This window comes from Rhodobacter maritimus, from assembly GCF_058747975.1.
The window spans coordinates 140,001-157,356 of sequence record NZ_CM179095.1; the positions used below are offsets into that span (position 1 = coordinate 140,001).

The 17,356-nt window shown below is 59.4% G+C and carries 20 protein-coding genes, 1 tRNA gene, 2 rRNA genes and 2 pseudogenes (1 of these 25 running past the window's edge); 15 read left to right on the forward strand and 10 right to left on the reverse strand.

Annotated elements, in window-relative coordinates; all coding sequences use genetic code 11:
* From AC4PTO_RS00655 to AC4PTO_RS00670, 4 genes are all read left to right on the forward strand, one after another.
* A 23S ribosomal RNA gene (locus AC4PTO_RS00655) occupies nt 1-999 on the forward strand; it begins 1,833 nt to the left of the window's first position.
* Between the two features lie 78 nt (nt 1,000-1,077).
* Nucleotides 1,078-1,192 (forward strand): 5S ribosomal RNA (gene rrf, locus AC4PTO_RS00660).
* A 186-nt stretch (nt 1,193-1,378) separates the two neighbouring features.
* Nucleotides 1,379-1,455 (forward strand) — tRNA-Met (locus AC4PTO_RS00665).
* Nucleotides 1,456-2,994: 1,539 nt separating this feature from the next.
* A complete protein-coding gene (locus tag AC4PTO_RS00670; protein WP_492730943.1) occupies nt 2,995-3,735 on the forward strand; it encodes a 16S rRNA pseudouridine(516) synthase in 741 nt (246 codons plus the stop codon).
* Between the two features lie 14 nt (nt 3,736-3,749).
* Here the strand turns inward: AC4PTO_RS00670 and gdhA are convergent, their stop codons facing one another.
* From gdhA to AC4PTO_RS00710, 8 genes are all read right to left on the reverse strand, one after another.
* Nucleotides 3,750-5,105, reverse strand: coding sequence for an NADP-specific glutamate dehydrogenase (gdhA, locus tag AC4PTO_RS00675; protein ID WP_492730945.1), 1,356 nt, complete (start codon nt 5,103-5,105; stop codon nt 3,750-3,752).
* A gap of 95 nt (nt 5,106-5,200) precedes the next feature.
* Nucleotides 5,201-5,896, reverse strand: coding sequence for a 5-formyltetrahydrofolate cyclo-ligase (locus AC4PTO_RS00680; protein ID WP_492730947.1), 696 nt, complete (start codon nt 5,894-5,896; stop codon nt 5,201-5,203).
* Nucleotides 5,897-5,916: 20 nt separating this feature from the next.
* Nucleotides 5,917-6,930: an NAD(P)H-dependent flavin oxidoreductase gene (locus tag AC4PTO_RS00685; RefSeq protein WP_492730949.1), complete on the reverse strand. Its 1,014-nt coding sequence runs from the start codon at nt 6,928-6,930 to the stop codon at nt 5,917-5,919.
* Entirely contained in the window at nt 6,927-7,070 is a 144-nt protein-coding gene (locus tag AC4PTO_RS00690; protein ID WP_492730951.1) for a DUF488 family protein, N3 subclade, read from the reverse strand. Before AC4PTO_RS00690 ends, AC4PTO_RS00685 begins: the two co-directional genes overlap by 4 nt.
* A 67-nt stretch (nt 7,071-7,137) precedes the next feature.
* Nucleotides 7,138-7,332 carry a DUF488 domain-containing protein gene (locus AC4PTO_RS00695; RefSeq protein ID WP_492730953.1) on the reverse strand — a complete coding sequence of 65 codons (195 nt, stop codon included), beginning with the start codon at nt 7,330-7,332 and terminating at the stop codon, nt 7,138-7,140.
* Nucleotides 7,332-7,676 carry a carboxymuconolactone decarboxylase family protein gene (locus AC4PTO_RS00700; RefSeq protein WP_492730956.1) on the reverse strand — a complete coding sequence of 115 codons (345 nt, stop codon included), beginning with the start codon at nt 7,674-7,676 and terminating at the stop codon, nt 7,332-7,334. The genes AC4PTO_RS00695 and AC4PTO_RS00700 overlap by 1 nt, the downstream gene beginning before the upstream one ends.
* Nucleotides 7,669-8,154 carry a hemerythrin domain-containing protein gene (locus tag AC4PTO_RS00705; RefSeq protein ID WP_492730958.1) on the reverse strand — a complete coding sequence of 162 codons (486 nt, stop codon included), beginning with the start codon at nt 8,152-8,154 and terminating at the stop codon, nt 7,669-7,671. The genes AC4PTO_RS00700 and AC4PTO_RS00705 overlap by 8 nt, the downstream gene beginning before the upstream one ends.
* Before the next feature lie 15 nt (nt 8,155-8,169).
* Nucleotides 8,170-8,571 (reverse strand): group III truncated hemoglobin, encoded by a 402-nt coding sequence (locus tag AC4PTO_RS00710; protein WP_492730960.1) that lies wholly within the window; start codon nt 8,569-8,571, stop codon nt 8,170-8,172.
* A 128-nt stretch (nt 8,572-8,699) separates the two neighbouring features.
* Between AC4PTO_RS00710 and AC4PTO_RS00715 the strand changes: the two genes are divergently transcribed.
* From AC4PTO_RS00715 to AC4PTO_RS00755, 9 genes and pseudogenes are all read left to right on the forward strand, one after another.
* On the forward strand, nt 8,700-9,116 hold the full coding sequence (locus AC4PTO_RS00715; RefSeq protein ID WP_492730962.1) for an RrF2 family transcriptional regulator: 417 nt from the start codon (nt 8,700-8,702) through the stop codon (nt 9,114-9,116).
* 19 nt (nt 9,117-9,135) lie between these two features.
* Nucleotides 9,136-10,761, forward strand: coding sequence for a cytochrome-c oxidase, cbb3-type subunit I (gene ccoN / locus AC4PTO_RS00720; protein ID WP_492730964.1), 1,626 nt, complete (start codon nt 9,136-9,138; stop codon nt 10,759-10,761).
* 4 nt (nt 10,762-10,765) lie between these two features.
* Nucleotides 10,766-11,494: a cytochrome-c oxidase, cbb3-type subunit II gene (gene ccoO, locus AC4PTO_RS00725; protein ID WP_492730966.1), complete on the forward strand. Its 729-nt coding sequence runs from the start codon at nt 10,766-10,768 to the stop codon at nt 11,492-11,494.
* Nucleotides 11,491-11,655: a cbb3-type cytochrome oxidase subunit 3 gene (locus tag AC4PTO_RS00730; RefSeq protein WP_492730968.1), complete on the forward strand. Its 165-nt coding sequence runs from the start codon at nt 11,491-11,493 to the stop codon at nt 11,653-11,655. The genes ccoO and AC4PTO_RS00730 overlap by 4 nt, the downstream gene beginning before the upstream one ends.
* A complete protein-coding gene (ccoP, locus tag AC4PTO_RS00735; RefSeq protein WP_492730970.1) occupies nt 11,648-12,559 on the forward strand; it encodes a cytochrome-c oxidase, cbb3-type subunit III in 912 nt (303 codons plus the stop codon). The genes AC4PTO_RS00730 and ccoP overlap by 8 nt, the downstream gene beginning before the upstream one ends.
* Nucleotides 12,556-12,714, forward strand: a complete 159-nt coding sequence (locus AC4PTO_RS00740; protein WP_492730972.1) for a hypothetical protein — start codon at nt 12,556-12,558, stop codon at nt 12,712-12,714. The genes ccoP and AC4PTO_RS00740 overlap by 4 nt, the downstream gene beginning before the upstream one ends.
* A gap of 12 nt (nt 12,715-12,726) precedes the next feature.
* Nucleotides 12,727-13,524, forward strand: coding sequence for a DUF2189 domain-containing protein (locus tag AC4PTO_RS00745; protein ID WP_492730973.1), 798 nt, complete (start codon nt 12,727-12,729; stop codon nt 13,522-13,524).
* A pseudogene (gene ccoS, locus AC4PTO_RS00750) lies at nt 13,521-13,598 on the forward strand (cbb3-type cytochrome oxidase assembly protein CcoS); the annotation flags it as partial. The gene AC4PTO_RS00745 and the pseudogene ccoS, both read left to right, overlap by 4 nt.
* Before the next feature lie 13 nt (nt 13,599-13,611).
* Nucleotides 13,612-13,869: a hypothetical protein gene (locus AC4PTO_RS00755; RefSeq protein WP_492733697.1), complete on the forward strand. Its 258-nt coding sequence runs from the start codon at nt 13,612-13,614 to the stop codon at nt 13,867-13,869.
* A gap of 291 nt (nt 13,870-14,160) precedes the next feature.
* Here AC4PTO_RS00755 and AC4PTO_RS00760 read toward each other — a convergent pair whose 3' ends face one another.
* Nucleotides 14,161-15,027, reverse strand: a complete 867-nt coding sequence (locus tag AC4PTO_RS00760; RefSeq protein WP_492730974.1) for a LysR family transcriptional regulator — start codon at nt 15,025-15,027, stop codon at nt 14,161-14,163.
* A 55-nt stretch (nt 15,028-15,082) separates the two neighbouring features.
* Here AC4PTO_RS00760 and mmsB point away from each other — a divergent pair, with 55 nt between their 5' ends.
* Entirely contained in the window at nt 15,083-16,126 is a 1,044-nt protein-coding gene (mmsB, locus tag AC4PTO_RS00765; protein ID WP_492730975.1) for a 3-hydroxyisobutyrate dehydrogenase, read from the forward strand.
* A gap of 289 nt (nt 16,127-16,415) precedes the next feature.
* Here mmsB and AC4PTO_RS00770 read toward each other — a convergent pair whose 3' ends face one another.
* Entirely contained in the window at nt 16,416-16,871 is a 456-nt protein-coding gene (locus tag AC4PTO_RS00770; protein ID WP_492730977.1) for an ATPase, T2SS/T4P/T4SS family, read from the reverse strand.
* Between AC4PTO_RS00770 and AC4PTO_RS00775 the strand changes: the two are divergent.
* Nucleotides 16,819-17,136 (forward strand): annotated as a pseudogene (locus AC4PTO_RS00775) (integrase core domain-containing protein); the annotation flags it as partial. The gene AC4PTO_RS00770 and the pseudogene AC4PTO_RS00775 overlap by 53 nt on opposite strands.
* Nucleotides 17,137-17,356: the final 220 nt, after the last annotated feature.

Consider the following 17,356-nt stretch of genomic DNA (forward strand, 5'->3'; position numbering starts at 1 on the left):
AAGCCCCAGTAAACGGCGGCCGTAACTATAACGGTCCTAAGGTAGCGAAATTCCTTGTCGGGTAAGTTCCGACCTGCACGAATGGCGTAACGATCTCCCCGCTGTCTCAAACGTGGACTCAGCGAAATTGAACTGTGTGTCAAGATGCACACTACCCGCGGTTAGACGGAAAGACCCCATGCACCTTTACTATAGCTTCGCACTGGCATCAGGATTGTGATGTGCAGGATAGGTGGTAGGCTTCGAAGCGGGGACGCCAGTTCCCGTGGAGCCTCCCTTGAGATACCACCCTTCGCACTCTTGATGTCTAACCGCGGTCCGTTATCCGGATCCGGGACCCTGCGTGGTGGGTAGTTTGACTGGGGCGGTCGCCTCCCAAAGAGTAACGGAGGCGCGCGAAGGTTGGCTCAGAGCGGTCGGAAATCGCTCGTTGAGTGCAATGGCAGAAGCCAGCCTGACTGCAAGACTGACAAGTCGAGCAGAGACGAAAGTCGGCCATAGTGATCCGGTGGTCCCGAGTGGAAGGGCCATCGCTCAACGGATAAAAGGTACGCTGGGGATAACAGGCTGATGATGCCCAAGAGTCCATATCGACGGCATCGTTTGGCACCTCGATGTCGGCTCATCTCATCCTGGGGCTGGAGCAGGTCCCAAGGGTATGGCTGTTCGCCATTTAAAGAGGTACGTGAGCTGGGTTTAGAACGTCGTGAGACAGTTCGGTCCCTATCTGCCGTGGGTGTAGGATACTTGAGAGGAGTTGCCCCTAGTACGAGAGGACCGGGGTGAACGTTCCACTGGTGGACCAGTTATCGTGCCAACGGTAGTGCTGGGTAGCTATGAACGGACAGGATAACCGCTGAAGGCATCTAAGCGGGAAGCCCCCCTCAAAACCAGGTATCCCTTGAGAGCCGTGGAAGACCACCACGTCGATAGGCCGGAGATGTAAGCGCAGCAATGCGTTCAGTTGACCGGTACTAATTGCTCGATAGGCTTGATTTGATCCAGTAGAAGCCAGGCTTCCAATGGATCGAAAGCAGGTATACGCAATAACTTGACTTGGATACGCTTCTTCCTCGGTTTGGTGGTCATAGCACGAGCAAAACACCCGATCCCTTTCCGAACTCGGCCGTTAAGTGCCGTCGCGCCAATGGTACTGCGTCTCAAGACGTGGGAGAGTAGGTCACCGCCAAACCTAGAAAGAAGCGATACGTTCTCTCGAAACGATCACGGCCCCAAAGCACATAACCATGCCCAAGGGGCCCATACAACGCGGGAACATGAGCGCCCGCAACGGAAGACCGACGCGCGATCGAAACCCCGCGCAACGCTTCCGCCAGGGGACCAAAGCACAAACCCCTGACCCAAAACGCTCAACGGACGCGGGGTAGAGCAGCCCGGTAGCTCGTCAGGCTCATAACCTGAAGGTCGTAGGTTCAAATCCTACCCCCGCAACCAAAATAATCCAATAATAACAACGATAGGGCGCCCCACGGGGCGCTTTCCGCGTTTGGGCCAGGCGAGCCGGTGCTACACCGGTGCTACACGCAAGAGCAAACTTGGGCGGGGAGCAGACAGGGGCACGGCTCCCTGGTCAGCGCAAACCAGGCAACGGAATAAGTGGGCGGAGAGCGGAAATTTGCTGCAGTATGGTCGAAAGTCATCGAGGGGCGGGAAGTGTCCCTAGGTCAGATCATGCTAGAAGCGAAGCCATGCTTTCCTTATGTTCTGGAAGACTACCGAGTCAGAAAGGCGCGAACCCGACGCTCCCATGTTCCGCGAATTGCTTCTGGCCGAGATGAGGGGCCACTGCCGATAACAGGCGCAACGCAAGATCTAGATCGGTGACCGACGGCGTATCGCATTCATCAAGAAGGACCCGCACCCCTTGAGATGCATGGCTTTCGTCGGGCGTACGCCCATAGAATTCCGGAATAGACAGCACGCAATCGAAGGGACCGACAACGATCCGAACCCAAAGTGCCAGCTATCCGATCAGAAGGATGCAATCAAATGATGATCTGCAAGGCCGACTTCGAAGACCTGTTTCCTGACCTTTTTCCACCTGAACCAGCGCCCACCATGCGCCAGGCGTCATCGTCATCAGGTGTGGAGCATGTTGCCCTTTGGGAGGGTGCCCTCGACCTGATCTTACCAGTCAATCATAAACGCGCAGTGGCATCTGGTCCCAGTCTGCAAGGTGGCTATGGTATGCGGCGGCTTGCCCGGACCGACGCGTTGGAGGCGATCACACCTGTTTTCCTAACCCTTGCATTCCCATGGACCATGTTTTTGGGACCTGCGTGGATGACGACCCAAAACCCTTCTCGATAGTCTCTACCATCCGAGTCTCTTTCCTGATGCATCCGCTAGAGTTAGGACCTTCTGCTGGTGGACAACGATACTTTATCATTAAAAGACTCAAAAACACACGTTAAGGTTGATTAAAAATTTCAGTCAGGCAAACTATGATCTGTAATCCTAACAGCGAGCGCGGATAGCATGCCGTCACCGAACATCTTTCCAACCGAAGTCGCCTTGTCGGCCGATGCGACACGCAAGCATTGGTGCATCAGCTTGTTTGACGACGCTGTCGTACTCGTTATAGCGGGCATATATCTCGCCTGTGGTGGTGCATGTGACTTATGCTCACATGTTCGAGGGATCTTCGCGATCCGGGGCAGTACAAGAGATCTGAAGATTGAGCACCTTGTGAGATGCCAGCAAAAAAAGAGGAACATGCATCAAACAAACGTATTTCCCTCGGCGAACCAGAATCGACCATTGTTGCCAAGAAACCCAAAGCAGGGATCTGGTTCGGCCGACTGTGCAGAACTTCAGGCACGGGTCATAGAACTGGAAACCGTGGTTGCAGACTACGCCCAGTGTTACGGACTTACGGAATCCGCACGACGGGCTATGGCAAGCCGCCGATAAAATCTTGACTGGAGGATGCTCGTGTTGTCCGCCCCGACTGGCATCGCACATGAGGACAAAATGGGCATGCCAAAGGTTTCATTCACGCGCATCGACAAGCTCCTATCTTCCATGGGATATGGCACGCGTAAGGACATCGCGCTGTTGGCGCGGTCCGGCGGTATTGTTCTCGATCAGATCAAAGTCACGGACGCCACCTTACGCATTCCAGTCAGTGCGGATTTGCCGAACCGCTTGAGGGTCAAGGACAGGGTGCTAGATCCCCTCGTGGGTATGATCATCATGATGAACAAACCTCTGGGCGTGACCTGTTCGCACAAGGAGGCGGGCGCGCTGGTATATGAATTGCTTCCCAAGCGCTGGAGGCGGCGTAATCCGATGATCTCGGCGATTGGCCGCCTGGACAAGCATACCTCGGGGCTATTGCTGCTAACCGATGATGGTGTGCTGTTGCATCGCGTGAGCAGCCCCAGAAGCCAAATAAGGAAGACCTACCGTGTGAAACTCGCGCGTCCGCTCAACGGGACGGAAGCATCACTCTTTGCCTCGGGCACATTGATGCTCAGGGGGGAGGAAAAGCCGCTTGCGCCTGCGGTATTGGAGGTGGTCTCGGAAACGGAGGTCTTGCTCATTGTGACTGAAGGCCGTTACCATCAGGTGCGACGCATGTTTGCCGCAGTAGGCAATTTCGTTGAGGCCCTGCGGCGCGAACGTCTGGGCGATCTTTGCTTGCCTGAAAACCTTGAACCCGGTCAGTGGAGGCTGCTGAGAAAAGAAGAGATCGCCCTGATCTTTCGTTAACCCGCGTGATTGGCTCAGATCACTCCAAGCATCCGCATCGCTTCGGCAACCCGCACGAAACCGGCGATGTTTGCGCCCAGAACGTAGTCGCCAGGAGCGCCATATTCTTCGGCAGTTTCAGCACATCGGTCATGGATGCTCTTCATGATCTGCGCCAGCCGCTGTTCGGTCTGTTCGAAACTCCACCGATCGCGACTGGCGTTTTGCTGCATCTCCAATGCCGAGGTCGCAACGCCCCCTGCGTTCGCGGCCTTGCCAGGGCCGAACAGAATGCTGGCATCGCGCAGGATGCGGATCGCCTCGGGCGTACAGGGCATATTAGCGCCTTCGCCGACAGCCAGAACACCATTCTTGACCAGTGATTTCGCGTCTTTGCCTGTAAGCTCGTTCTGGGTAGCCGAGGGCATCGCCACGTCACAAGGCAGATCCCAGACAGACCCCTTCCCGACAGGTACAAAATGAACCCCGTCCCCACGTAACCGGGCATATTCCGAAATGCGCTTGCGGCGAACGGTCTTGATCTCCTGCAGAAGCGCAAGGTCGATCCCGGCTTCATCTATGATGTAGCCACTGGAATCCGAGCAGGCGATTACCGTGCCGCCGAAGTACTGCACCTTTTCGATGGTATGGATGGCGACATTGCCCGCACCCGAAACAACCACGCGTTTACCGTCAAATCCGGTCTGGCGAGTTTCAAGCATGGCCTTGGTAAAATAGGTGTTGCCGAAACCAGTCGCCTCGGTTCGGGCACGGGACCCGCCGTAGGCAATGGCCTTGCCGGTGAATACGCCTGATTCATAACGGTTCGTTAGGCGCTTGTACTGACCGAACATGTATCCGATTTCACGCCCGCCCACACCGATATCGCCGGCCGGGACATCCGTCTGTTCGCCCAGATGGCGATGTAATTCGGTCATCAGCGACTGGCAGAAGCGCATGATCTCGCCATCGGATTTTCCCTTGGGGTCGAAGTCTGTCCCGCCCTTGCCGCCGCCGATCGGCAGACCGGTCAGCGCGTTCTTGAAAATCTGTTCGAAGCCCAGGAACTTGATGATCCCTAGGTTGACCGAAGGGTGGAAGCGCATCCCGCCCTTGTAAGGGCCGAGGGCCGAGTTGAACTGGACACGAAAACCGCGATTGATCTGGACGTTGCCCTGGTCGTCAACCCACGGAATACGGAAGATGATCTGGCGTTCGGGTTCGCAGATCCGTTCGATGAGTGCTTGTTCAAGATAATCGGGGTTCTTCGCTACAACACGCCCGAGGCTTTCCATCACCTCATGCACGGCCTGATGGAATTCCGGCTCGCCGGCATTGCGCCGCATTACTTCGGCGAGAATCGGTTGTAGCTTTTCATCGATATTCTTCATGTACCCATCACATTTTGGGGAAGGCGTTGGTCGGGCGGTGAATATGTGGGCGGATTTGTTGCGCCATGCCCAGTATTGAAGCAGTTATTTGATCCTCAACCATTGCGCAAGCCGTTCTCAGTTAAGATGAGATCGAGCGGAGTGTCATAAGCTTGTGGGTAGATGGTTGTGAGCTGCGCCGCATTGAACCCGATGCCTATAACAAAGGGTTTCGGGTTCAGCGCTGTCAGCGTCCAGTCGAAATAACCTCCACCATAGCCTAGACGATAGCGATCCGCCATCAAGCCGACGAGGGGCGCAAGCACGATGCCGGGCGTGACGACGGGTGCGTATGGGGGTGGGGCGGGAATATTCCAATCGCCGCGCACCATGCGGGTTTCGGGCGTCCAGCGGCGGAAGGTGAGCGGGGCCGCCCTTGCTTCGACTAGCGGCAGGGCGACGGTAACTCCGATCTCGTGCAGATCTGCCATCAGCGGGCGGAGGTCGGGTTCGCCCTCGATCGGCCAATAGGCGGAAAGCACCATGCCCTGTGCCCCGCCGAAGCGCTCTTTCAACACCTGTCGCAGATGCCCGGCCACCGCTTCGCCGATCTGCGCGCGTTCATCAACAGTTAGCGCAAGACGCGCAGCGCGCAGGCGGGTGCGTTCGGCCTTGCGCCAGCGGGCCAAGTCGCGTGCCTTTTCGGAATCGACCGCCAGCGGATCGAAATAATCCGGCGCAACCTCGGCGGCATAGCAGGGTGGTGAGGAAAAGCTGCTTTGGCATCGGAAACTCTTGAATTCGTCGCTCATGACATCGCCTAGAAACCGTTTCAAACCGTGCCCTTCAGGATATGGCGGGCTCGTGCGACCATCGTGTCCAGACGCGCGGCGGCGGGCGGAACATCATTGAGCACACCTATCCCCCGACCGGCATAGAGCGCCATCTCTTCGAGATTGCCGGTTGTTGTCCGCAGGGGCGAATCCGTGCTGAAACGCAGGCGCGGCCGATCGTCATCATGGGCGATGACCTCGCGTGGCAGACTGTCGGGATCATGGCCCAGGTAATGCCCTTCCAGCCTGTCGGTCACGCTGTTGGCGATCACCCGTACCGCCGCGCCCTTCGGCCAGTTCAGAACGAAGACATCGGTCAGCACTGTGTCGTCGCCCGTGGCCTCGACGATGCGGGACTTGTGGTAGGGGTGGGCGAAAGATTCCCTGGTCGCCAAAAAGGCCGTCCCGCATTGCACGCCATCGGCGCCGATGGCCAGTGCGGCGGCAAGGCCCTCGCCCGTTGCGATCCCACCCGAGATGACGACCGGCAGGTCGGTCTGCGCAAGGATCTGCTCAGCCAGCTCGAAGGCCGGATGCCGCCCGTGAACATGGCCGCCTGCCTCGACGCCCTGTGCGATGATCACATCCGCCCCGGCCTCTTCGGCGATCCGCGCCGCCTCGACCGTTCCGACCTGGTGCAGTACAAGGCAACCCGCGCGTTTCACGCGGGCCACCACGTCCGTCATCACGTCCCAGAAGAAGCTGAAGGCCGGCACGCCAAGATCGAGGCAGCAGGCGATCTGCACATCAAGCAATCCTGGCTCGGTCGCCGCCGGGATCAGGTTGACGGCAAAGGGCCGGTCCGTCGCGTTCCGCAGCGCGGTAACCTCTGCGGCGATCAAGGCCGGGTCTTCGCGCACCATACCCAGCATCCCATAGCCGCCTGCATTGGCCACTGCAGCGGCCAGTTCCCAGCGGGAAACGCCGCCCATACCGGCCAGCAGTACGGGCTGGTCGCATCCCAGCAGGTCGCAAAGTGGTGTGTGCAGCGGAGCCTTTCGCCGGTCCGTCATATTTGCCCCTCCCGTTTCAGCCATCGGTGCAGGTAATCGCGCAACACGATGGCGTTGTTATGCGCCTCGTTCTTCGAGGCATGAAGCAGGGTGACGGCGCCCTCGCGCATATTCGGCAAGTTCGCGCACCAAATCATCATGGACCGCAAGTTCCGTCTCGTAGCGCGTGGTGAATGCCTGCCACTGATCGGGGTGGTCGTGGAACCATTACCGCAACTCATCGCTCGGTGCGATCTCATTGCACCATTGAAACAGCCGGGCGCGGGCCCTCGCCACACCGCGCGGCCATGGACGGTCGACGAGTATCCGCTTGTCGTCCGAAATGCGGGCCGCGCGATAGATCCGCTTGACGCGGATAGGTTCGCCGGGGGCATCGGGGATGGGCGGCCTTGCCGGTGGCATCAGCTGTCCCGCTTGTCCGAGCCGCCCATCACCTCCACCGCCTTCAGTGCATGGGCCCAGGAGGCGCCGGCGCGCATTTCCGCGGCGACCCAGATCGCCTCCATGACCTGTTCGTCCGAGGCACCCGCACGCCGGGCCGCCTTGACATGGCCCTCGATGCACCACGGGCATTGGGTGACATGTGCGACCGCCACGGCGATAAGCTGCTTGCTTCGTGCATCCAGCGCACCCTCGGCGAACACCACTTTGGAAAAGGCGCGGAAGGCGTCCTCGGCCTCCGGTGCCAGGGCATGACGCCGCTCGACGAGGTCCTTGGTCGGCCTGGGAAGATGCAGGTCAGACATGGCCTGCGCCACGGGTTTCGAATTGCGGGAACAACACGTCGTTTTCCAGCCGGATATGGGCCGCAAGGTCCTCAAGGAATTCACCGAGCCCGGCATAGAGTCGCGTCCAGCTTCGGCAGGCGCCTTCCGGCAATGTCAGGCCGTTCGTCAGATGCCGGACCTCTTCGACCTCTGCCTCATGGTCGTCGTGATCCGCGCGCATCGCCGCGATCGGCGCGTCCAGCCCCGGTGCCGCGTTGCGAATGGCGGGAAACAGGATCAGTTCCTCTTTCTTCATGTGCACCTCAAGCGCGCCGATCATCCGGCGCAGCAACGCGGCCAGCCCGGCAGGAACTTCCGCCTGCCCGGCATGGATGATTTCCACCTTTTCCGACAGCTCCGCCAGTTCGGGCAACTGGGCGCGATGTTTCGCATGATATTCCGCTTCGATGTAGCGGGTGAGGTCGGAGGGATCTTGCGGGGGTATCGGTTTCGTCATGTCGATATCCTTTGGTCAGAGCAGGGAAGGGACGGCTCGGGGTCTGACATCCTCAACCGCCATGCACAGCGAGCGTGCGATCCGCTCGGCACGTTCGATGACATGCGCGGCGCCCTCGGGCGGGCAGGTCTCGGCCGCGGTTTCGCGGAACAGCACAAACCAGCGTTCGAAATGACCCCATTCTACCGGCAGGGTCACATGGGCCGGCATCGGGGCGCCATGATAGCGCCCCGTCATCAGCGCGACCGAGGACCAGAAATCCACCATGCGTTCCAGGTGCGGGCCCCAATCGGAAATCCGGGTGGCGAAGATCGGGCCGAGAACGGTGTCGGTGCGCACCTTGTCATAGAAGCGATGCACCAGTTCGGTCAGGTTTTCCTCGCTCAAACCGGTCCGAGCCATGATCTCGGCGGTCATTCGCGGCCTAGCGGAAATGATCTGGGGATTTGCAGAGGACATCGGGTTCTCGGGAATTTGAACTTGATTCTCATGCTACATCTGCTAAATAGGTATTGTAAATACCGATTTATGGATAGCGGAACAACATGAATCTCACATCCTTTACCGATTACGGACTCCGAATGCTGATGAGGATGGCGAGCGATCCCGGCCAGGCATTCTCGACGGCGGATATGGCAGAGGAGTTCAAGCTGTCCCGCAACCATCTGACAAAGATCATGCAGCGGCTCGCACAGGGGGGCATCGTGGAGACCCGACGCGGGGTGAATGGTGGAGCCGTCTTGCGGTCCAGCCCCGCCGAGATCCGGCTTGGCGATGTCGTGCGGCTGCTCGAACAGGGCCAGGCATTGGTCGAGTGTTTCAGGCCGGGGGGAGGAGACTGCACGATAGACTGCTGTTGTCGTCTGAAATTACGGCTTCGCCAGGCTGAAAGCCGGTTCATCGAAGACCTGAACAGATCGACCCTTGCCGATATCGCTCTTCCCGAACGGGTAGCTGCATGACGAAGAAAGGCAGAACAGGATGACAGAAACGCTGTCCGTTTCCGAGCGCCGGATTGCCATGGTCCTGTCGGCCCTTCTGGCCGTGATGGGCCTTGCAATGGCAGCCGCCGCACGCCAAGGGGTCATGTCCGTGCATGGGGTCATGGCGCTCGGGCTTGGAATTTGCCTGACGTTTCTGCTTGGTGGCGCACTCTATGACCCCGAGCCTCCGGCCGATCGGCTGCGCCGTTACTACGACGCGCCTACCCGGTTCGGAATCGTCATGACGCTGATCTGGGCATTGATTGGCATGGGCGTCGGCGTATGGGTTGCGGCGTTGCTCTATTGGCCAGAGGCAACGCCACTCTGGCCGGCGACCAGCTTCGGCCGTCTGCGCCCCGTGCATACCACCGGCATCATCTTCGGCTTTGGCGGCAACGCGCTGATCGCGACCTCGTTTCACGTCCTGCAACGCACCTCTCGCGCCCGTCTGGCCGACTCTGTCAGCCCTTGGGTCATACTCATCGGCTACAACCTGTTCTGCGCCTGGGCCATCACCGGCTATCTGATGGGCTCGACCCAGTCCAAGGAATATGCCGAGGCCGAATGGTATGCGGACCTGTGGCTCGTGGTGATCTGGGTCACCTATTTCGTGCTTTACATTCGAACGCTCGCCCGTCGGAACGAACCGCATATCTATGTCGCCAACTGGTATTACCTGGCCTTCATCCTGGTCGTGGCGATGCTGCATATCGTCAACAACCTTGCCCTGCCGGTGCGGTTCACCACGGCCGAAAGCTTCCCGGTCTGGTCGGGCGTGCAGGATGCCATGGTGCAATGGTGGTATGGCCACAACGCGGTCGCCTTTTTCCTGACCGCCGGATTCCTGGGGATGCTCTACTATTTCCTGCCTGTCCGGTCGGGCCGGCCGATCTGGTCCTACCGCCTCTCCATCGTCAGTTTCTGGGGCATCACGTTCTTTTATATCTGGGTCGGTTCGCACCACCTGCATTACACCGCGCTGCCCTATTGGGCGCAGACGCTGGGGATGACGTTCTCGGTCATGCTGCTGGTGCCCAGCTGGGCCTCGGCGGGCAATGCCATCGCCACGCTGAACGGCGCCTGGCACAAGGTGCGCGATGACGCGACGCTGCGCTTCATGTTCGTCGCCGCCGTGTTCTATGGGCTGTCCACCTTCGAGGGGTCGTTTCTTGCCATCCGCCCCGTGAATTCGCTCAGCCATTATACCGACTGGACCGTGGGCCACGTCCATTCCGGCACGCTTGGCTGGGTCGCCATGATCGTCTTCGGCGCGATCTATACGCTCGTTCCTCAACTCAGCGGCAAGACAGAAATGGCCTCACCCCGCGCGATCGAATGGCATTTCTGGCTCGCCGTCACGGGCACGCTTGTCTATGTCGTGTCGATGTGGAACGCCGGCATCACCCAAGGGCTGATGTGGCGCGCCTATGACGCGAATGGCACGCTGTCCTACAGCTTTATCCAGTCGGTTCAGGCGATGGCCCCCTATTACCTGCTGCGCACGATCGGGGGCGGGCTGTTCCTGGCCGGAGCGGCGATCTGCGCCTGGAACTGCCGTGCCACGATGCGCGGCGCGGCGGGCCACGCCACCGACCGCCCCCTTGTCGTGCAGCCGGCGGAGTGAGCCCATGCTGAAACTGCACTACAATCTCGAAAAGATCTCCATGGGGCTGGTGACCGCAATCATCGTGGCCGCCTCGATCGGCGGTCTCGTCGAAATCGCACCGCTCTTCACCATCGACGAGACCGTCGAACTTCCCGATGATCTGCGTCCCCATACCCCGCTGGAGCTGGCCGGGCGCGAGATTTATATCCGCGAGGGTTGCTATGCCTGCCACAGTCAGATGGTGCGCAGTCTGGCCGACGAGCTGGACCGCTATGGCCCCTATTCGCTTGCCGCGGAAAGTGCCTACGATCACCCGATGCTCTGGGGATCGAAGCGGACTGGCCCGGATCTGGCCCGACTGGGCGGAAAATACTCCGATGACTGGCATGTGGCACACCTGATCGACCCGCGCAGCGTGGTGCCGGCCTCCATCATGCCGTCCTATCCCTGGCTGACACGAACGCTCGACACCGCTTTGTTGTCTGACTCCCTGGCCGCGCTGGCCTGGCTCGGGGTGCCCTATGACGAAGACATGATCGCGTCGGCGGAAGCCGATGCACTGGCGCAAAGCCGTCCTGACAGCGACGCGACAGACGGATTTCTGGAGCGCTACGGTGAGCGGCCCGCCCTTCGGGTTTTCGATGGAGATACGGCGCGGCTAACCGAGATGGATGCTCTTGTCGCCTATCTCCAGTCTCTTGGCACCTTGACCGATGCACCCAATCGGACACTGGCGGAGGCGGCACAATGACACATGACATCCTGGTCTATCTGTCCAAGACCGTCGGCCTGATCTGGCTGATGGGATTTTTCCTGATCGTCGTGATCCGTGCCTACAGCCCCGCGCGCCGCAAGGCATATGACGCCGCCGCACGGTCCGTCCTTCAAGGCGAGGGCGACCCAGATGAGTAGCCCAACCGATCCGAGGCAACTGCCAGGGGCCGATCCGCATACCGGCAACCGCAAGGTCGATCCGGTCACCGGCCATGATACGACGGGCCACGACTGGGGCGGCATCACCGAATTGAACACCGCGTTTCCGAAGATCGTTATCTGGGCACTGGTGTTGACGTTTCTTTATTCGGTGGTCGCCTGGATTCTCTTGCCGGCCTGGCCGACCGGACGCGACTACACACGCGGGTTGCTTGGGCTGGATCAGGGCGAAGAGGCGATCAAGGGGTTTAGCGATCTTTCTTACAGACGGCAGGATTGGCTGTCGCGGTTTTCGGATGACAACTTCGATGCCTTGCGCTCCGATGCGACCCTGATGTCGGCCGCGATGCCCGCCGCGGCACGTCTGTTCGCCGACAATTGCGCGGCCTGCCATGGCACGCTTGGGCAAGGCGGGCCGGGCTTTCCGACGCTGTCTGACAGCACATGGCTCTGGAGTGGAGAACCCGGAGAAATCGCCACGACGATCCGTCACGGCATCAATGCTGAAGACCCTGACACGCGCTACGCCGAAATGCCCGCCTTTGACTGGATGGAGCCCCCGGATCGGATGGCCCTTGCCGAATTCGTAGCTGAGCTACCGAAGGGATCTGCCGATTTTGAGAGTTCTTCCGGCGCATTTTTTGCTGAAAACTGCAGTTCCTGCCACGGCGAGACCGGGGCCGGCGGCCTCGAAATCGGCGCACCGTCCCTCACGGACGAGGCCGTAATCTATGGCCAGGATGCGGAAACCGTGATGCAGACGCTCCGGCGCGGCCGCCACGGCGTGATGCCTGCCTGGGCGGGCCGATTGTCGGATTCCGAAATCAGCCTTCTGGCCCTCTATGTTTCGCAACTTGCTCAACACGATGGAGGCACGCGATGACGCCGGGCGCTCAAAAGCGGCTGGCGATCGGAGCTGCATTGGCGGCTCTTCTGCTGTTTCTTGGTGCGAATGCGCATTTGCTGACCGTTGCCCTGCACTCGCAACCGGAATGCCGCGAAGCTGCAGGTCTGATCCCGGCAAGACGAGCCTGCTGAAAGGAGAACGGGATGCTGGAACCACTTCCGACCCTTCGCAATCCGGACCGGCCTGCCTCACCCTATGCACGCGCCCTGCCGGCATCTTCGGCGCTGGATTGGCTTCAGGCCGGTTGGCGGGATGTGCGCATGGCGCCCTGGTCCAGCCTTGCCTACGGGGTGTTCCTGACGCTGATATCCTATGCGGTTCTGTGGGCACTCCACATGAGCCATCTGTTGTATCTCGCGCTTCCCGCCATTTCCGGCTTCCTGATTGTCGGTCCGTTCCTGGCGATCGGCCTCTACGAAAAGAGCCGCAGGCAGGCGCGGGGTCAAAAGGTGGCGTTTTCCGACATTCTGGTGTTTCGGCCGGCGTCAGGAGGGCAATTGGCCTATGCCGGACTGCTGCTCGGCCTTCTCATCCTGTTCTGGCTCAGGGCGGCTGATCTGCTCTATGCACTGTTTTTCGGCCTTTTCCCTTTCCCCGGCGCGGAGGAGGCGTTGACCAATGTGTTGACGACGCCCCGGGGGTGGGCGCTGATCGCTACAGGCACCCTGGTGGGAGGGCTGTTCGCAGCCTTTGCCTTCGCGGTCAGCGTCTTCTCCATTCCCATGCTGGTCTCGCGCAAGACCGATGCGCTAAGCGCCATGGGGTTGAGCTTCATGATGACGGTACAGAACCTGCGCCCTATGCTGGCCTGGGCTGTGGTCGTCGTTTCGGGAGTTGGACTGTCAGCGGTTACCGGCCTTACCGCACTGATCATTCTCTTTCCAGTTCTTGGGCACGGTACCTGGCACGCCTATCAAGCGATCTCTGGCGAGGGACGATGAGTCTTTTTCTGCTCATACCCCTCTCGATAGGCCTCGGCCTCGTGGGTCTTTGCGCCTTCTATTGGGCGCTCAAGAGCGGGCAGTTCGATGACCCTGATGGCGCTGCATGGCGCATTATCTCCGCAGATCACCCACTCGAAACGGCAGGAAAATCCGATTGCAAGCTTGTTCCCGGCGCTCAGGACGGCAACGCCCAAAGAGGGCGATGGCCCGGCGAATAAACTTGCACGAGTGGGCGTGCTGAGGGGAAGCGGGGACAACGGAGTTCTCCGTGCCAAATTTTGGAAGCATGCGATGGCACCCAATTTCAGGAAGGTTCTCGACGTTAATACGATTGCCTTTTGAACATGCCGCTTCCTTGAAGCCAGCCTTCTTTTTTGTTCTTTCGGTGGTATAGCTCCGAGCGTCGAAGCTACCCAGTCTGCTGAGGTGCGGCCGATATCGGCAGGGTAAGAGCTTGTATTTCCGACTATGTCGTTCACCCCTGCGCACAGCCGACTGTCCCAACCACCAAGGATCGAGCCGACACCTGCCGCTGACCGGAGGAGGTCGCATCACCTCTGCCATGCCACAAAGCGCTCGACATGGCTCATCCCTCCGACAACTGCGTGCAGTGGTTCAGCACAGCGGACATGTTTACCTACCGAATTCAGTCTTAAGGAAATTCCACACCACCGAAATCCGTGGAATGGCCTGCCCCTGTTCCGGTACCAGCATGTAATAGGCTCGACGATAGGTGATCTGATGGCCGAGCACTTTCACCGCTTCCGGCGCGTCCGCCATCGTATAGTCCGGCAGCAAGGCGATGCCATAGCCGGTCAGAACTGCGGCTTTCTGGGTGGCAAGGGCGGTGGAGCGGAACTGTGGTTCGTTCGCGTGGGTGATGCTAGCTGCGTTGGGTAAGTCCTTGGATAGCTCGAGGTCCGTGACATAGCTGACGAAGTGGTGATCGCGAAGATCCGCCTGGGTGTTCGGCTCTCCATGTCGTGCGAGGTATTCGACCGAAGCAAAGAGGCTAAGCTGATATTCGAACAGTTTCGAGATTACGTAGGGACCGCGCTTGGGGCGGTCGATATGGATCAGGATATCGGCTTCGTTCCGAGCGAGCAGGTCGGTGCGGGGCTGCACAACCAAATCGACGGAGATCTGCGGATAGGTCTCACGCAGTCGTGACACCCAGCGTGCCACAAAATAAGTATCGAAACCTTCCGGGCAACCGATTCGTACGGTTCCGGAGAGATGTTCATTGACGCTTCCGGCCTTGGGGTTGAGCTGATGGAACGCTTTCTCGATCTCTTCCGCCTGGGTCAGCAGGGCGCGCCCGGCGTCATTTAGTACATAGCCCTCGCGGCTGCGGGTGAAGAGTGCGCCGCCTTGCAGTCGTTCCAGTCGCGACACCCGGCGCGCTACGGTGGAATGCCTGACCTGAAGGCGCCGCGCCGCTGCCGTTAGTGTGCCGGTGCGTGCCAGTTCCAGGAAGTATTTCAGGTCGTCCCAGTCCATCTTCACCCGGTCTCCTTTCTTTGATCTTTATCGCCACACTTCCCATATTGCGATATTGACGATTTTTGCGAAGCAGTTTTGCATCTTTCGCGAATTCTTTATCAGAAGAATTTTGCCTAACCTCCACAAAATCCGGTCGATGGAGATCGATCCGGGCAGCCAGAGGGAGGAGCATATGGCGCGGATTGGCTTTATCGGTCTTGGGACCATGGGCGCCCCAATGGCGCACAACCTGCTGCGTGCGGGACACCGCCTGAAGGTGAATGACGTGGCCCCTGCGAATGTGGCGACGGTGGTCAAGGCGGGGGCGGAGTTCTGTGAAGCTCCGGCAGAGGTGCTGGATGGAGCGGAGTTTGTAGTGACGATGCTGCCCAATGGTAAGATCGTCTCTGACCTGCTGACCGGAGAGGCCGGGTTGTTCGCGCGTTGCGATGCGGCCGGCGCGCCGCTCTTCATCGACTGCTCGACCATCGCGCCGGAGGATGCCCGCGCCCTAGCCGGTGCGGCGGCGGCGGCGGGTCTGGGTATGGTCGATGCGCCGGTTTCCGGCGGGGTTGAGCGCGCACGTGACGCGACCCTAGCGATCATGGCAGGGGGCAGCACGGACAATTTCGCGCGGGCAGAACCAATCCTAGGAGCCATGTCGCGAAATGCTTTTCACGCAGGGCCTGCGGGTAGCGGGCAATCGGCAAAGGTTTGCAACAACATGCTGGCAGCAGTCATCATGGCCGGCACTGCCGAGGCGCTTTCGTTGGGTGAGCGTTTGGGCCTGGACGTCTCGGTACTAAGCAAAATCATCGGTAAGAGCAGCGGTGGCTCCTTTCTTATTGACAACTGGAATCCCTATCCCGGGATCGTCGGTGGTGCGCCGGCCAGTCGGGAATATGAGAAGGGCTTCCAGCTTCAGTTGATGCTCAAGGATCTGGGGCTGGCGTTGGAAAGCGCGCGGTCCAGCAAGCACCCTGCGCCACTCGGTGCCCTAGCGCAGAGTCTTTACGCGATGAAGCAGCAATCCGAACAGGGCTCGGGCTTCAAGGATTTTTCGAAGGTGGTGGACCTGTTCCGGCTTGGAATGTCCGAAACCGCCTCTGGCACATGAAATCCCTACGAAAGGAATGAAAGCAATGGACGGAACTTCCGAACTGCAACGCTATGGGTCGCGTCACTACGTTGGCGGCAAGTTTGTCGAAGGCGCGGGTGGTCGAGACGAGAAACTGGCGGTATGACAATCAACCCGAACACACCTTAGATCAGCCGCCGAGCTGCCGGGAAAACCGGGGCCACATCATCCGTCCCATACTTTCCTAGGCTGAATGCTTGGTCATTTTGAACTGGGCGTCGAGATCAAGGGACGGGTGATCAATGGCCGCTTAAGGGTGAACAGCTTTTCATTCACTGCAGAAAGAACACGACGGTGAGAACTGCAGCTCGCCGTGCCGATAGGCTACACCCGCTCTCGCCAAAAACGGTAGGGAGGCTTGAAGGAGGACATTGTCGCTGCGTTGCGAGCCGGAATCGCGATCGGCCAGGAGGTTGACGGTGTTGGGTTGGTTAGGGAAAAGCTCGAAAGCGTCCACGATGGTGATCAGCCGCTCGTGCTTATTGACGTGCGTCAGAAGGTGGCAGGCGAAGTTGGTCTTGCCGGTCGAGGTGCTGCCACTGATCAGGACATTGAGCCGTGCTTCGACCAGGGTCCGTAGGGTAGCCTGGAGATTTTCGTCGGCGAGATTAGCGCTGTTTTTCATCTTCTCGACGCGAAGCGCGTCTAGCGAGACGGTCTTGCCGAAGAGATATCCGGACACGATCCGGGTTGATCGGGGCCGCGAGTTCATCCCGCTCGACATGGACCTATGGGCCTGCCAACGCGGCGTGACCCTCGACTTCTCTCGACCAGGCAAACCGATGGACAACGCCTTCATCGAGGCGTTCAATGGGCGATTCCGGGCAGAATGCCTGAACAGCCATTGGTTCATGAGCCCTGAAGACGCGGCGGAAAAGTTGGAGGCTCGGCGTAGAGACTACAATGAGGAACGGCCACACATCGCCATCGGGCACAAGGTCCCGATGGCGACGCATTATCCCGATGGCGCCACCAGCCCGTCATCGTGAGACAGTCGGAAAAATCCAGCTTTCGGTGGTCTAAGGTTGGGGGTAGAGCAGAAGGGCGGAAACTCTGACAACGGTCGAGGGCGCGGTGGGTAGCAGATCATCGTTACGGCGGACTACTTTCCGGGGCCATTTCCGGGACGATTTGTTTTCTCGATCAGGTTGCTATTTCTCTAAGTATACATTACCCGTCCGGTAACCAATTTTTTTGAGGGCGGGATAT

What these genes read in the sequence shown, in the direction of transcription:
- AC4PTO_RS00670 (WP_492730943.1), top strand. Translation starts at nt 2,995, where the DNA reads ATGGGCATGCCAAAGGTTTCATTCACGCGCATCGACAAGCTCCTATCT.
- gdhA (WP_492730945.1), bottom strand. Translation starts at nt 5,105, where the DNA reads ATGAAGAATATCGATGAAAAGCTACAACCGATTCTCGCCGAAGTAATG.
- AC4PTO_RS00680 (WP_492730947.1), bottom strand. Translation starts at nt 5,896, where the DNA reads ATGAGCGACGAATTCAAGAGTTTCCGATGCCAAAGCAGCTTTTCCTCA.
- AC4PTO_RS00685 (WP_492730949.1), bottom strand. Translation starts at nt 6,930, where the DNA reads ATGACGGACCGGCGAAAGGCTCCGCTGCACACACCACTTTGCGACCTG.
- AC4PTO_RS00690 (WP_492730951.1), bottom strand. Translation starts at nt 7,070, where the DNA reads ATGATGATTTGGTGCGCGAACTTGCCGAATATGCGCGAGGGCGCCGTC.
- AC4PTO_RS00695 (WP_492730953.1), bottom strand. Translation starts at nt 7,332, where the DNA reads ATGCCACCGGCAAGGCCGCCCATCCCCGATGCCCCCGGCGAACCTATC.
- AC4PTO_RS00700 (WP_492730956.1), bottom strand. Translation starts at nt 7,676, where the DNA reads ATGTCTGACCTGCATCTTCCCAGGCCGACCAAGGACCTCGTCGAGCGG.
- AC4PTO_RS00705 (WP_492730958.1), bottom strand. Translation starts at nt 8,154, where the DNA reads ATGACGAAACCGATACCCCCGCAAGATCCCTCCGACCTCACCCGCTAC.
- AC4PTO_RS00710 (WP_492730960.1), bottom strand. Translation starts at nt 8,571, where the DNA reads ATGACCGCCGAGATCATGGCTCGGACCGGTTTGAGCGAGGAAAACCTG.
- AC4PTO_RS00715 (WP_492730962.1), top strand. Translation starts at nt 8,700, where the DNA reads ATGAATCTCACATCCTTTACCGATTACGGACTCCGAATGCTGATGAGG.
- ccoN (WP_492730964.1), top strand. Translation starts at nt 9,136, where the DNA reads ATGACAGAAACGCTGTCCGTTTCCGAGCGCCGGATTGCCATGGTCCTG.
- ccoO (WP_492730966.1), top strand. Translation starts at nt 10,766, where the DNA reads ATGCTGAAACTGCACTACAATCTCGAAAAGATCTCCATGGGGCTGGTG.
- AC4PTO_RS00730 (WP_492730968.1), top strand. Translation starts at nt 11,491, where the DNA reads ATGACACATGACATCCTGGTCTATCTGTCCAAGACCGTCGGCCTGATC.
- ccoP (WP_492730970.1), top strand. Translation starts at nt 11,648, where the DNA reads ATGAGTAGCCCAACCGATCCGAGGCAACTGCCAGGGGCCGATCCGCAT.
- AC4PTO_RS00740 (WP_492730972.1), top strand. Translation starts at nt 12,556, where the DNA reads ATGACGCCGGGCGCTCAAAAGCGGCTGGCGATCGGAGCTGCATTGGCG.
- AC4PTO_RS00745 (WP_492730973.1), top strand. Translation starts at nt 12,727, where the DNA reads ATGCTGGAACCACTTCCGACCCTTCGCAATCCGGACCGGCCTGCCTCA.
- AC4PTO_RS00755 (WP_492733697.1), top strand. Translation starts at nt 13,612, where the DNA reads ATGACCCTGATGGCGCTGCATGGCGCATTATCTCCGCAGATCACCCAC.
- AC4PTO_RS00760 (WP_492730974.1), bottom strand. Translation starts at nt 15,027, where the DNA reads ATGGACTGGGACGACCTGAAATACTTCCTGGAACTGGCACGCACCGGC.
- AC4PTO_RS00770 (WP_492730977.1), bottom strand. Translation starts at nt 16,871, where the DNA reads ATGTCGAGCGGGATGAACTCGCGGCCCCGATCAACCCGGATCGTGTCC.